Raw genomic sequence first — 794 nt, 5'->3', positions numbered from 1 at the left:
ATTAATCTCATTCTGAAGCTCTTTATGAATATTCATGAATGAATCACCAACACCAGCAAAGGCAGACGCAACATCATCATAGCTCTGCTCTTCAACAGCACTACCATCCTCATTAACGGTCTTAACTTTGAAACTTGGAGCACTCCATTGACCTTCCTTATATTCAGCGCCACCACCTAAAGATTGCGCAACACCGCTCCCTAGAGCATATAGCTGGTTACCCGCTACAGCATCGCTTGAAGTAGCACTAATGTCTCCATTGGAAAGCGATGTTATCTTGCTGTTTGTCTTCTCTTCACCATGCGTCGCTACAAACGCACCTTTGGACTTATCCCAAAACAACGCATCGCCTTGAACAGTGGTGATGTCCTTTTCAATCTCTTTGGTAATTTCATCCTTAATATTACTGAACTTATCTTTAACTTTATCGAATGAATCTCCAACACCAGCAAAGGCAGACGCAACAGTACTATATTCTTTATCTTCTGTTACCCCATCCGCTTTAAAGCTCTTAACCGTGAATGTAGGCGCACTCCAAGTTCCATTCTCATAACTAGCGCCACCACCTAAAGACTGCGCAACTTTATCACCTAGAGCATATAGCTGGTTACCCGCTACAGCATCACTTGAGTCTTTAGTTATAGACCCATTGGTAAGCGATGTTATCTTGCTGCTTGCATTCTCTTCACCATGCGTCGCTACAAACGCACCCTTGGACTTATCCCACAACAACGCATCAGCCTGAGCAGTGCTAATTTCATTGGTAATCTCTTTATGTAAATCCGTGAAAGAAG

At 43.1% G+C, this 794-nt stretch carries 1 pseudogene; it reads right to left on the bottom strand.

Annotated elements, in window-relative coordinates:
* Positions 1 to 794, bottom strand: a pseudogene (locus ACFIK3_RS09685) (hypothetical protein); the annotation flags it as partial.

Origin of the sequence: Bartonella sp. CB10SXKL, assembly GCF_042195515.1 — a bacterium.
Lineage (GTDB): Bacteria > Pseudomonadota > Alphaproteobacteria > Rhizobiales > Rhizobiaceae > Bartonella.
This window is presented reverse-complemented; position numbering and strand designations above follow the sequence as displayed.